This is a genomic window from Aminobacter ciceronei, assembly GCF_014138625.1.
GTDB lineage: Bacteria > Pseudomonadota > Alphaproteobacteria > Rhizobiales > Rhizobiaceae > Aminobacter > Aminobacter ciceronei.
The window spans coordinates 33,410-46,191 of sequence record NZ_JACJHY010000033.1 but is presented as its reverse complement, the minus strand read 5'-3'; the positions used below and the strand labels follow the sequence as shown (position 1 = coordinate 46,191).

At 63.9% G+C, this 12,782-nt stretch carries 10 protein-coding genes; all 10 read right to left on the bottom strand.

Translation table 11 applies throughout. The features are described 5' to 3' along the window. Positions 1–69: 69 nt before the first annotated feature. A complete protein-coding gene (gene recN / locus HNQ95_RS26835; RefSeq protein ID WP_067960423.1) occupies positions 70–1,746 on the bottom strand; it encodes a DNA repair protein RecN in 1,677 nt (558 codons plus the stop codon). 10 nt (positions 1,747–1,756) lie between these two features. Continuing rightward, positions 1,757–2,626, bottom strand: coding sequence for an outer membrane protein assembly factor BamD (locus tag HNQ95_RS26830; RefSeq protein WP_067960420.1), 870 nt, complete (start codon positions 2,624–2,626; stop codon positions 1,757–1,759). 182 nt (positions 2,627–2,808) lie between these two features. Continuing rightward, entirely contained in the window at positions 2,809–3,744 is a 936-nt protein-coding gene (lpxC, locus tag HNQ95_RS26825; RefSeq protein ID WP_182575649.1) for a UDP-3-O-acyl-N-acetylglucosamine deacetylase, read from the bottom strand. Between the two features lie 276 nt (positions 3,745–4,020). Beyond that, positions 4,021–5,709, bottom strand: a complete 1,689-nt coding sequence (ftsZ, locus tag HNQ95_RS26820; protein WP_067960410.1) for a cell division protein FtsZ — start codon at positions 5,707–5,709, stop codon at positions 4,021–4,023. Positions 5,710–5,779: 70 nt separating this feature from the next. Next, positions 5,780–7,090: a cell division protein FtsA gene (gene ftsA, locus HNQ95_RS26815; RefSeq protein WP_067960407.1), complete on the bottom strand. Its 1,311-nt coding sequence runs from the start codon at positions 7,088–7,090 to the stop codon at positions 5,780–5,782. Then, the gene (locus HNQ95_RS26810; protein ID WP_067960405.1) at positions 7,087–8,028 is read right to left on the bottom strand and encodes a cell division protein FtsQ/DivIB; all 942 of its coding nucleotides are present in this window, start codon (positions 8,026–8,028) and stop codon (positions 7,087–7,089) included. Before HNQ95_RS26810 ends, ftsA begins: the two co-directional genes overlap by 4 nt. Then, entirely contained in the window at positions 8,016–8,942 is a 927-nt protein-coding gene (locus HNQ95_RS26805) for a D-alanine--D-alanine ligase (RefSeq protein ID WP_067960401.1), read from the bottom strand. Before HNQ95_RS26805 ends, HNQ95_RS26810 begins: the two co-directional genes overlap by 13 nt. A gap of 347 nt (positions 8,943–9,289) precedes the next feature. Next, on the bottom strand, positions 9,290–10,255 hold the full coding sequence (gene murB, locus HNQ95_RS26800) for a UDP-N-acetylmuramate dehydrogenase (protein ID WP_067960398.1): 966 nt from the start codon (positions 10,253–10,255) through the stop codon (positions 9,290–9,292). Continuing rightward, on the bottom strand, positions 10,252–11,658 hold the full coding sequence (gene murC / locus HNQ95_RS26795) for a UDP-N-acetylmuramate--L-alanine ligase (protein WP_182575648.1): 1,407 nt from the start codon (positions 11,656–11,658) through the stop codon (positions 10,252–10,254). Before murC ends, murB begins: the two co-directional genes overlap by 4 nt. Next, positions 11,655–12,782 (bottom strand): undecaprenyldiphospho-muramoylpentapeptide beta-N-acetylglucosaminyltransferase, encoded by a 1,128-nt coding sequence (gene murG / locus HNQ95_RS26790; RefSeq protein WP_067960393.1) that lies wholly within the window; start codon positions 12,780–12,782, stop codon positions 11,655–11,657. Before murG ends, murC begins: the two co-directional genes overlap by 4 nt.

Sequence of the window (12,782 nt, the reverse complement as noted above, 5' to 3'; positions counted from 1 at the left end):
CCGGACCGAATTCCACGTCAAATCAGCAGCATCGCGAAGGCTCCTGACATGGGAGCCGCAATCGCGTGGTCAGGAAAGGACGGCCGTGTTCTCGCGCAGCAGGCGCTCGGCGGCGGCGCGCGCTTCCTCGGTGATCGAGGCGCCAGACAGCATGCGCGCGATTTCCTCCTGGCGCGCGGTACGGTCCATCTCGTGGATACCGGTCGCCACCTTGTCGGTGTTGCCCTTCTTGGAGATCAGGAAATGCGTCGCCGCGCGGGCCGCGACCTGCGGCGCATGCGTCACTGACAGCACCTGCACCCGGCGGGACAGCCGTGCCAGCCGCTGGCCGATGGCGTCGGCAACCGCGCCACCCACGCCGGTATCGATCTCGTCGAACACCAGTGTGGGTGCCGAACCACGGTCGGCAAGCGCCACCTTCAACGCGAGGAGAAAACGCGACAACTCGCCACCCGAGGCGACCTTCATCATCGGGCCCGGTCGGGTGCCGGGATTGGTGCGCACCCAGAACTCGACCTGATCGATACCTTCCTGCATGCGATTGTCGGCTTCGCTCGACATCTCGACGATGAATTCGGCGCGTTCGAGCTTGAGTTCGGGCAATTCGGCCATGACGGTCTTGCGCAGGCTCTCGGCCACAGTCTTGCGGAGCTCCGACAGATTGGCAGCGATGCGATCATAGGCATCGCGGCTGGTCCTCGCCTGCGTTTCCAGCACCTGCAGCCGCTCCTCGCCGGCATCGAGGTCGGCGAGGTCGGCAACCATCGTGTCGCGCAGCCTGGCTAGGTCGTCGACGGCAACATTGTGCTTGCGTGCAGCCGCGCGCAGGGCAAACAGCCGCTCCTCAGCCTTTTCCAGCCGCTGCGGGTCATATTCGGTGGCGCGAAGGGCGGCATCGACGCCGGATTGCGCCGCATCAAGCGAGATCATCGCCTCGTCGAGCGATTTCACCACCTCATCGAGCAGGCCCGGCACCTCGGCCGCCTTGCGCTGCAGGCGGCGCAACAGGCTGGCAAGCTGCGGCAGCGGCGACGACGAGCCCGACAGCACGTCCTGTGCATCCTGGATTTCGGAGGCGATCTTTTCGACGCGCATCATTGCGGCACGCAGCTCGGCGAGTTCGCTCTCCTCCCCCGGCTGGGGATCGAGCTTGGTGAGTTCGGTCACCGAGGCACGCAGATATTCAGCCTCGCGCGCGGCGGCATCGACGCGGGCGCGATGGCGTGACAGCTCCTGCTCGGCACCGCGCCACAACTTCCACGCGTCGGCGGTGGCCTTGGCTTCGCCGACATGACCGCCAAAGGAATCGAGCACATCGCGATGCGCCCCGGCGTCGACAAGCGCGCGATCGTCGTGCTGGCCGTGGATTTCGACAAGCGCGCGGCCGATGTCGCGCATCAGCGTGACGCTGGACGGCTGGTCGTTGACGAAGACGCGCGTGCGCCCGTCGGCGGTCTGGACGCGTTTCAGGATGATGTCGCCATCGTCGTCGATGGCATTGTCGGCAAGCAGCGTACGCGCCGGATGGTTGCGCGGCACGTCGAAGACCGCACTCACCTGCCCTTGCGTGGCACCGTGGCGGACCAGCGATGCATCGCCGCGCGCGCCGAGCGCGAGCGACAATGCGTCGAGAAGGATGGATTTGCCCGCGCCGGTCTCACCGGTCAGCACCGACAGGCCAGGCGTGAAATCGATGTCCAGCCGTTCGATCAGGACAATATCGCGGATCGACAGGCGCGAGAGCATCTATTTCTGGTCAGGCGCCGGAGAACATCTTCCCGGCCTTGGAAATCCAGGAGCCGGCATTTTCCCGAGGCTCGAGGCCATTGGTCTGCAGCAGCTTGTACGAATCCTTGTACCACTGGCTGTCAGGATAGTTCTGGCCGAGCACGGCCGCCGCCGTCTGGGCTTCCGAGGTCAGGCCCATCGCGTAGTAGGTTTCGACGAGGCGCGCGAGCGCTTCTTCGATGTGGCGTGTGTTCGAATAGTTCTCGACAACATTGCGGAAGCGCTTTGCCGAAGCGATGAATTCGCGACGCTCGAGATAATAGCGGCCGATCTGCATTTCCTTGCCGGCGAGCTGGTCGCGGGCGAAGCGGATCTTGGCGTTGGCGTCGTCGACATATTCGGAAGCCGGCCAGCGCTGAACCACCTCGGTCATCGCCTCGATGGTGCGGCGAGCTTCCTTCTGATCCTGCGTCACGTCGCGAATCTGGCGGAAATAGCTGAGGCCGATGATGTACTGGGCGTAGGCCGCGTCGTCGGTCGAGGGATAGAGCGCGAGATAGCGCTTGGCCGAGTTGATGGCCTCTTCATAGGAGCCCTGGCGATAGCTGGCGAAAGCGCCCATCACCATCGATTTACGGGCAAACTCCGAATAGGGATGCTGACGGTCGACAGCCTCGAACTTGCGGCTGGCCTCCTTGAGGCGGCCGGCATTGAGGTTGGCGAGGCCCTGATTGTAGAGCACATCGGCCGGTTCGGTCTGCTCGACATAGGTCGCGAGATCGACATCGGCTTCGCCGGACATGCAGCCGGACAGTGCAAGCGTCGGAGCGATGAGCGAAAGCGCCACAACCAGAGGCTTCACGCGCAATTTCGATCGATCGGCTCGTATCAATGACATCACAGAGTTCCGCCCCTTTGGCGCTGTTTCGCTTTTAGGCAATGGCCATAGATCACAACTGGCTTTGCCGGGCAACGCTATCAGCCGCCAATCGCGCAATTTTGTGGCACGCAATGACGCATGCCATTTCGCCGGCCAAGTGGTGCAACAAGGTCACACCACCTCCAGGCGATTGCCGGCCGTCAGAGGGTCCAGGGCGCGTGGACTGCGGCACTGACAGCGATAAGTTCGGCCGAGCGGCCGCGCTCGCGGCGCGACGTCTCGACGACTTCGAAAGCCGACCTGTCAGAAAGCAGGCGGCGCAGCGCAGCGGCGTTCAGCCGGTGGCCACCGCGATAGGAACGGAAGCAGCCGATGAAGCGCGCGCCGGCGAGTGCCAGGTCGCCCATCGCGTCAAGCGTCTTGTGGCGCACGAACTCGTTGGAGAAGCGCAGGCCTTCCATGTTGATGATGTGGTTGTCGTCGCCGATGACCACTGAATTCTCGAGCGACGAACCAAGCGCATAGCCGGCTGCCCACAGGCGCTCGACGTCCTTCATGAAACCAAAGGTGCGGGCGCGCGAGATCTCGCGGCGGAATATGTCGTCGTTGATATCGGAAGCAAAGGACTGGCGCCCGATCGCTGGGCTCTCGAAATCGATCTCGACCTCGAATCGCGTGCCGCCATAGGGACGGAACTCGGCCCAGGAGGCGCCGCTTTCGATTCGTACCGGCTTGAGAACGCGGATGTAGCGGCGCTTGACGCACTGCACTTCGATGCCGGCCAGGTCGATGGCCTCGACGAACTGCGCGGCACTGCCGTCCATGATCGGGATTTCAGCGCCTTCGACTTCGATCAGCAGATTATCGATACCGAGGCCGAACAGAGCGGCCATCAGGTGTTCGATCGTGGCAACGTGCTGGCCGGCGGGATCGCCGAGCAAGGTGCAAAGATCGGTCGCACCCACTTCTGACACAATTGCGCGAAATTCTCGGTCAGCAACCTGAAACACCACGCCCGTATCCGCGTCTGCCGGCGCGAAATGGATGGCTACCGGCTTGCCGCTGTGAACGCCAACGCCCGACAGGGTGACACGCGATTTGAGTGTTGTCTGATAGTCCTGCAAGTCGATCCCCATATGCCCGTACTCACCACGTCCGCTTCGCCACACCACGGCGCACGGCTCTTATGCTCGCCAGACGGGACCTCATCCCCACAATACCCGTCAGCGACCTTAATCGGCGCGAAGATAGTCTTCCGGGTGAGAGACTCCAAATCACGGTTTCTTACTCTGTGTAACTGCGGGGACGCTTCGACTCGCCCCGCCAAGCTCATGTTTTAACTTATCTTTTCAGAGCAAAAGGCGGGCGTCGAGACGCCCGCCTTTCAAACAGTGTTACCGGCCGTTCACAGATCAGTTGGCTTGCCGGCGAAGGAACGCTGGAATCTCCAGCTGATCGTCCTCCTGAGTCCGTGCCTGCGGTGCCAGGCGGCCATGTTCGTCGAGCTGTCCGCGGCGCGGCGCGTACATCTGCGATTCCTGGCTGGTCATGCGGCGCTGCTCGGGCGCCGGCTGGCGCAGCTTGGGCTCGCGCGGCTGCGCGGGCTGCAGGCGTGCCGGTTCTTCCTCACGGCGGGTCAGGCCGCTGGTCAGGCGCTTGAGCAGGCCCATCGGACCACGATCCTCATGCTGCTCGGCCGGCTGAGCCTTGGCTTCGACCTCGGCCTTGACCATCGGCGGAAAGTCCTCGACGCGCGGCATGCGCGGCTGAACCTGGGCCGGCTGCATCATCTCGCGCTGCGGTGCCATCTGCGGCTGGGCAACCGGCTGCGGTGCGGGCTGCTGGAACTGCTGCGGCTGATACTGCTGGACCTGCGGCTGGGCCGGCGGAGCGGCAAACAGCTTGCTCTGCGGACGGAAGTCGTCAGCCGGAGCGGCTGGCCGCGGCTGCGCCATCGCGGCGGCATTGGCTTCGGCAAGGCGGATGGCCTCGGCAACCGGATCGTTGGTGCGCACTTCCATGCGCGGCTGTTCGACAGGAGCAGCCTGCACGACAGGACGCGGTGCCTCGACCTGACGCTGTGCCGGCTTCGGCGCCTGACGGATGGTCAGCGGTGCAGCAGCCATGTCGGCAGCCGACTTGTCGATGCCGGTGGCGACGACCGACACGCGGATGACGCCTTCGAGGTCTTCGTCGAAAGTGGCGCCCAGGATGATGTTGGCGTCCTGATCCACTTCCTCACGGATTCGGGTGGCAGCTTCGTCGACTTCGAACAGGGTCAGGTCGCGGCCGCCGGTGATCGAGATGAGCAGGCCCTTGGCGCCCTTCATCGAGGTTTCGTCGAGCAGCGGGTTGGCGATTGCTGCTTCGGCGGCGGCCATCGCACGGCCCTCGCCCGAAGCTTCGCCGGTGCCCATCATCGCCTTGCCCATTTCGCGCATCACCGAACGGACGTCGGCGAAGTCGAGGTTGATCAGGCCTTCCTTGACCATCAGGTCGGTGATGCAGGCAACGCCCGAATACAGCACCTGATCGGCCATGGCGAAGGCGTCCGCGAAGGTCGTCTTGTCATTGGCCAGACGGAACAGGTTCTGGTTCGGGATGACGATCAGCGTGTCGACGCACTTCTGCAGCTCTTCGATGCCGTAATCAGCCGTCTTCATGCGGCGCTGGCCTTCGAAGTGGAACGGCTTGGTGACGACGCCGACGGTCAGGATACCCTTTTCGCGAGCGGCGCGGGCGACGACCGGAGCAGCACCGGTGCCGGTGCCGCCGCCCATGCCGGCGGTGACGAAGCACATATGCGTGTTCGACAGGTGGTCGATGATCTCGTCGATGCACTCTTCAGCGGCGGCGCGACCGACTTCCGGCTGCGAACCCGCGCCCAGGCCCTCGGTGACATGCGCGCCGAGCTGGATGAGACGCTCGGCCTTCGACATGGTGAGTGCCTGCGCATCGGTGTTGGCCACGACGAACTCGACGCCGCGCAGGCCAGCGGTGATCATGTTGTTGACAGCGTTGCCGCCGCCACCGCCGACACCGAACACGGTGATGCGGGGCTTGAGCTCGGTGATGTCCGGCTTCTGCAGATTGATCGTCATAGTCCTCGTCCTTTTTGCCTTTCGAACCGCTTCGCCGTGCGGCCGGTAATGGGGCTGCCCCCGTCAATTCCTAAAAACTGTCTCTCAACCACTGACTCATGCGATGCAGTTTTCCGCCAGTTCCCGTTGCCCTGTAACGGGAAATCCCTTTCGCAGACTGGCTCTCGATGCCGGCCATCTGCGGGTAGATGAGAAGCCCGACGGCGGTCGCGAAAGCCGGCCCCTTGGCCGCCTCCGGCAGACCTGCCACGCCGAGTGGGCGGCCGATGCGCACATTGCGGCCGAGAATGCGTCGCGCTGCCTCGGGCAGGCCGACGAGCTGACTGGCACCGCCGGTGAGGACGACGCGTTTACCGACGGCATTGCCGTAACCCGACTTGTTGAGCCGGTCGCGCAGCAGTTCCAGCGTCTCGTCAATGCGGGCGCGGATGATGCGCGTCATGACAGAACGCGGTATCTGCAGCGGAACTTCGCTGTCGTCGACGCCGATCGGCTGGATGCTGATCATGTCGCGGTCGTCGGTGGTGCCGGGCAGCGCCGATCCATGCATGACCTTGAGCCGCTCGGCATCGTCGAGACGCGTCGACAGGCCCTTGGCCATATCCATGGTGACGTGATTGCCGCCCACAGGAATGGCGTCGGCATGGACGAAGCGCCCTTCCGCAAAGACCGAAAGCGTGGTCGTGCCACCGCCCATGTCGATGCAGGCAGCACCCATTTCGAGTTCGTCGTCGACGAGTGCCGCAAGGCCACTGGCGTAAGGCGTAGCCACCATATGCTCAACCGACAGGTGCGAGCGGTTGATGCAGAGCTCGAGATTGCGCATCGGCGCCGAATCGCCGGTCAGCACATGCATGTCGACGCCAAGCGTGTCGCCGACCATGCGGCGCGGATCGCGCACGCCGCGCTCGGCGTCGAGCGAGAAGGCGACAGGCAGCGAGTGGATGACGTCGCGCTCTGCCTTCAGCGCCTGCTTGGCACCGGCGGCGAGCACGCGCTGGACGTCGGTTTCGTCGACCTCATGGCCGCCGAGATTGATGGTTGCCGAAAACGCCTCGCTCTTGATGCGGCCGGCGGACAGATTGACGATCAGTGAGTCGGCGGTAAGGCCTGCCATGCGCTCGGCGGCGTCGACGGCGAGACGGATGGCATGTTCGGCGCGGTCGAGATCGACGACCACGCCCGACTTCACGCCCTGCGACTTCTGGTGGCCGATGCCGATGACCTGGGCCTGGTGGGTACGTCCCTTGAGCAGCTGACTGCCTTCGGCCGGCTTCAGCTTGGCGACCACGCAACAGACCTTGTTCGAACCGACATCAAGCACCGTAAGGATGCCCGAGCGACGCGAAACCGGATCCTTTTGACCGCCCAGCCAGCTCATATTCTCTTCTCCGCCTTCGCCTTGAGGGCTTTCGGCTTGTTTTTCAGCAGATCGGCGCGCCGCTCGACAGCTTCCGGCGTCAACTGCACGACCAGCCGGTCACTGAAACGCATGTCGACGGCCGCGATGTCACGGGTCAGCAGCGCGTTCTCGCGGTCGAGATCGGCAAGATCGGCAAGCGCTGCATCGACCTGATTCTCGGGCAGCTTGACGGTGATGCCGTTGTCGAGACGCAGATCCCAGCGCCGTTCGCCGACGCGAATGTAGCCTTTTACCCGCGAACCAAGCGCGGGGAACGCCTGAACCCTGGCGACGAAGTCGGCGGCACGGTCGGCGGCACCAAAGCCGACGACCAGCGGCAGCGTGGCCTGGCGCCCGCCAGCATAAGGAGCGATGATCTTGCCGTCCTTCTCGACGACGCTGAGCTGGTTTCCGTGCTGCCAGATCGCAAAAGCGTCGCGCTCGTCGATGCGAACCTCGATCGTATCGGGATAGACCTTGCGAACAGCGGCATCGCGCACCCAGGGCAAGCTGACGATACGCTCGCGCGCCTCTTCCGGATTGAAGCCGACGAGCGAAGTCCAGCCATCAAGCTCGAGCTTGTCGAGAATGTCGATTTCGGAGGTTTCGCGATTGCCCGAGACCTTGATCTGGTCGACGGCAAAGCCGCTGCGAGCGGTCACGCCCTGGACCATCGCCGGGAAGTGACCCCCGAGATAGGCGCCATAAAGCGAGCTTGCGGCAAGGAACGCAGCCGTCAGCATCGACGCAGCATAGGGCGGAGGAGTGAACTCCCCACGCCCGAAGCGCGACAGCATGCGAACCGGCTTGCGCAGCAGCCGCGGCAGCACGAAATGCTCCGCGGACAAGGGCAGCCCGAAGACGCGCGGCGCCGAGCCACCCATCCTTCTGTTCTGTCCCGACCTCAACGCAAACACGAAGCGTCCTCCACCATCCAACTCAACAACTCACCAAACGAATGCCCGGCTTGGGCTGCAATCTCAGGCACCAGCGACGTCGGCGTCATGCCGGGTTGAGTGTTGACCTCCAGCCAGACGACCTCTCCATTTTCGGAATGGCGGTCGTCGTACCGGAAGTCAGACCGGGAGACGCCCCGGCACCCGATCGCTTGGTGAGCCTTGAGCGCCAGTGTTTGTATTTTTTGGTAAATATTCGGTGAAACTTTCGCGGGGCATTCGTGCTTTGATCCGCCGGCGACATATTTTGAATCATAATCGTAGAAGGCGTGACCGGTCGGAACGATCTCGCAGACGCCAAGCGCAACATCACCCATAACGGCACAGGTCAACTCACGACCATGGACGTAACGCTCGACCATCACCGTGTCGCCGTAGCGCCACTCGGATGAGGAGATGACCTGCGGCGGATGCGACTGGTCTTCCTTGACGATGACGACACCGAAGCTCGACCCTTCGGACACCGGCTTGACCACGTAAGGCGGCTTCATCGGGTGTTGGTTGCCGATGGCAAAACGGTCGAGAACCCTGGATTCGGCAATCGGAATGCCGGCAGCTTTGGCCACCTTCTTCGACTGCTCCTTGTTCATCGCCAGTGCCGAGGCCAGCACGCCGGAATGGGTGTAGGGAATGCCGAGATATTCGAGGATGCCCTGGATGGTGCCGTCTTCGCCGAAGGGGCCATGCAGGGCGTTGAATGCGACATCCGGCTTGAGCGTCGAAAGCACTGCGCCGACATCGCGATCGACGTCCACTCGCGTGACCTGATAACCGACCTGCTCGAGCGCTTCGGCACAGGCATTGCCAGACGACAGGGACACAGGCCGCTCGGACGAAAACCCGCCCATCAGGACAGCGACGTGCTTTGACTTCATCCCCTGAGATCCCCTCTCGACTCAGACACAACGCCTTGTTTCCAAAGATCAAAAAAGAGCACCCGGAAGTTGGACCTCCGGCTGGAAACGCGGGCTACGCGTCACGCGACTCAAATCAGGAAACGCTTTAGGTCAGAGAATCAGAGACTTGATTCCGTGGCAAGAGCCGATTGGAATTCGTTGCAATTTCATGACCAATGCGACTTCCATTGACCTGCAGGATGACCAGAGGAAAAGGCGGAATTCGGGTCGCAAAAAGGCCCCGGCGAGGATGCGCCGAGGCCTTTCGAAGATCGTCATTTCGGATGGCCTTCACAGGCTCCTGCTGCTCCGGCGGAGCGCGCCGCCTAGAGCAATTGCCCCAAGAATTCCTGCACTTCGTGGCCGGGCTTGAAGTTGCCGAGACGCTTGATTTCCCACTGCAGGCGGATGCCCGAATTCTCGAGCACGCGGCTGCGCACCGTCTCGCCAAGATACTCGAGATCATAGCCGCTGGCGTTGCCGGTGTTGATCATGAAATTGCAATGCAGCGGCGACATCTGTGCGCCGCCGATCATCAGTCCGCGGCAGCCGGCGTTGTCGATTTCCTTCCAGGCCGAGGTTCCCTCGGGATTCTTGAAGGTCGAGCCGCCCGTCTTCTCGCGGATCGGCTGCACCGTCTCGCGATGGTGCTGGACCGCATCCATCGCCGCTTTGATGGCGTCCTTGTCCTCCGTATAACCCTCGAAGGTCGCCGAGGTGAAGATCAGGTCGGCTGCGGCAGCCGATTGACGGTAGCTGTAGCCCATGTCGGCATTCGACAGCAGATGCAGGTCGCCCTTGCGGTCGAGCGCGCGGACCTCGACGACGCGTTCGCGCGTCTCGACGCCATTGGCGCCCGCATTCATCCGCAAGGCGCCGCCGATGGCGCCGGGAATGCCGTGGTAGAAATGAAAGCCGCCGATGCCGTTGTCATGCGCAAGGGCTGCCACGCGCTTGTCGGGCGTCGCAGCACCAGCCTTTATGCCGGTCGCCGAAATTGCCTCGGCCTCGCCGAACCCCTTGGCCGACAGCCGAACCACGAAGCCAGGAATGCCACCCTCGCGCACCAGTAGGTTGGAGCCGATGCCGACGACCATGACAGGGATTTCTTCCGGCACAGCCTTCAGGAAGGCAGCCAGATCCTCTTCGTCCGCCGGCTGGAACAGCGCCTGGGCAAGGCCTCCGGCACGGAACCAGGTGATCTTCTCCATCTCGGCGCTGGGCGTGAGGCGTCCGCGCAGGCCGGTTAGCCGGTCGCCGAGTTTGGCTATGAGCGCCTCGCCTCCGATCACGATCCGCCCCCGGCGAGCTCGCCCGGCAGGGCGTAGGCCCATTGTGTGATGTTGCCGGCGCCGAGATAGACGACAAAGTCGCCCGGCATGGCCAGTTCGCGCACGATCGGCGCCACGGCAGCCGGGCCATCGATGTAACGCGCGTCGCGATGGCCGCCGGCACGGATGCGGGACGTCAGGGCTTCCGAGTTGACGCCGTCGATCGGATCCTCGCCGGCCGTATAGACGGGCGCGATCATGACGGTATCGGCGTCGTTGAAGCAGGCCGAGAAATCGTCGAACAGGTCGCGCAGGCGGGTGAAGCGGTGCGGCTGGGCAATGGCGATGACGCGGCCGGCGGTGGCTTCGCGCGCCGCGCGCAGCACGGCCTTGATCTCGACCGGGTGGTGGCCGTAGTCGTCGAACACCTCGACGCCATTCCAGGTGCCGGTATGGGTAAAGCGGCGCTTGACGCCGCCGAACGACGACAGCCCGCGCTTCACCGCTTCGGCAGAAAGGCCGAGTTCGGTGGCAACCGCGATGGCAGCTGTGGCGTTCGAGACGTTGTGGCGGCCCGGCATCGGCAGGCGCAGGCCCTCGATGGTGGTCGAAGTCGCCGACTTGCGGTTGCGGATGACAACGTCGAAGACCGAAACGGCACCTTCCATGTGGTGATTGGTGAAACGCACGTCGGCCTGGGCATTCTCGCCATAGGTGATGACGCGGCGATCCTCGATGTGGCTGACCAGCGCCTGCACCTCGGGATGGTCGGTGCACATCACCCCAAAACCGTAGAACGGCACATTCTCGACGAACTGGCGGAACGCTTCGCGCACCTTGTCGAAGGTGCCGTAGTGGTCGAGATGCTCGGGGTCGATGTTGGTGACGACGGCGACGTCGGCCGGAAGCTTGAGGAAGGTGCCGTCGCTCTCGTCGGCCTCGACCACCATCCACTCGCCTTCGCCCATGCGGGCGTTGGTGCCATAGGCATTGATGATGCCGCCATTGATGACGGTCGGGTCGAGCCCGCCTGCATCGAGCAGCGTCGCCACCATCGAGGTCGTCGTGGTCTTGCCGTGGGTGCCGCCGATGGCGACCGCGTTGCGGAAGCGCATCAGCTCGGCCAGCATTTCGGCGCGGCGTACGACGGGCAGAAGCTTCTCGCGTGCCGCCTGCAGTTCGGGATTGGTCTTCTTGATCGCGGTCGAAACGACGATCACCTCGGCGTCGCCAAGGTTCTCGGCCTTGTGACCGACGAAGCACTCGATGCCCTTGTCGCGCAGGCGCTGGACGTTGGCGCTCTCGGACTGGTCGGAGCCTTGCACCTTGTAGCCGAGATTGTGCAGCACCTCGGCGATGCCGCTCATGCCGATGCCGCCGATGCCGATGAAATGCACGAGGCCGATGGTCTGCGGCATCTTCATGACCGCACTCCCTTCTTGAATTCCGAAACGGGCGTTTTGGACGCAATAGCCTCTGCGAGGTCGGCGAGCAACCGTGTGGCGTCCGCTTTGCCAACTGACTTGGCGGCAGCCGCCATCGTCACCATGCGCGCCGGATCCTCCATCGCACCCCCGATCAGCTCGGCAATGCGCTCAGGCGAAAGCGTTGCCTGCGGGTGCACTTCGCCGCCGCCGGCTGCAGCCAGTCGCGCGGCGTTCGCCGCCTGGTCGTGGTCGAGCGCGTAGGGATAAGGCACCAGAAATGCCGGGCGGCCGATGACCGCAATCTCGGAAACCGTCGAGGCACCCGAGCGCGAGATCACCAGATGCGCTGCCGCCATGCGCTGCGCCATGTCGCCGAAGAACGGCGACACGTCGGCGGCGATGCCGAGCTTGGCATAGGCCGCCTTGACCTTGTCGGCATCCTCGACGCGTGCCTGCTGGGTAACACACAGGCGCTTGCGCTGCGCTTCGCTCAATAGCGCGATTGCACCAGGAACCGCGTCGGAAAAGAACTGCGCGCCCTGGCTGCCGCCGAAGACCAGCAGATTGAAGGCATCCGCGCCGGTCGACGCAATGTAAGGCGTCTTCGCCGCCTCGATGACAGCCGGGCGCACCGGATTGCCTGTCACGACGACCTTGGCGCTATTGGCGCCGGCATTCTCGGGCAGGAAGCCGCCGGCGACCGCATCGACCCTGGCTGCAAGCGCCTTATTGGCGCGCCCCATCACGGCGTTCTGCTCATGCACCATCGACGGCACGGAACGCCGCGTCGCGGCATAGAGCGGCGGCAGAGTCGGATAACCGCCGAAGCCGATGACGACGGAGGGCTTGATCTGGGCAATGACCTTCGAGGCCTGGCGCACGCCGCGCCAGATGCTCCAGAAGGCGCGCAAGAGCGCAATCGGGTTCTTCGAGCCGATGGTCGACGATGAAATCGGATGAATGGCCGCAGCCGGAAACTTGCCGGCGAAACGTTCGGCGCGGTCGTCGGTGGCGAGATGCACCTGCCAGCCGCGCGCGGTCAGTTCATGTGCCAGCGCCTCGGCCGGAAAGAGATGGCCGCCGGTCCCGCCGGCGGCAAGCATGACAGTTCCCTTGGCCAT

Coding starts and splice junctions, on each gene's coding strand:
- recN (WP_067960423.1), bottom strand. CDS start 1,746: ATGCTCTCGCGCCTGTCGATCCGCGATATTGTCCTGATCGAACGGCTG.
- HNQ95_RS26830 (WP_067960420.1), bottom strand. CDS start 2,626: ATGTCATTGATACGAGCCGATCGATCGAAATTGCGCGTGAAGCCTCTG.
- lpxC (WP_182575649.1), bottom strand. CDS start 3,744: ATGGGGATCGACTTGCAGGACTATCAGACAACACTCAAATCGCGTGTC.
- ftsZ (WP_067960410.1), bottom strand. CDS start 5,709: ATGACGATCAATCTGCAGAAGCCGGACATCACCGAGCTCAAGCCCCGC.
- ftsA (WP_067960407.1), bottom strand. CDS start 7,090: ATGAGCTGGCTGGGCGGTCAAAAGGATCCGGTTTCGCGTCGCTCGGGC.
- HNQ95_RS26805 (WP_067960401.1), bottom strand. CDS start 8,942: ATGAAGTCAAAGCACGTCGCTGTCCTGATGGGCGGGTTTTCGTCCGAG.
- murC (WP_182575648.1), bottom strand. CDS start 11,658: ATGAAGATGCCGCAGACCATCGGCCTCGTGCATTTCATCGGCATCGGC.
- murG (WP_067960393.1), bottom strand. CDS start 12,782: ATGGCCAAGGGAACTGTCATGCTTGCCGCCGGCGGGACCGGCGGCCAT.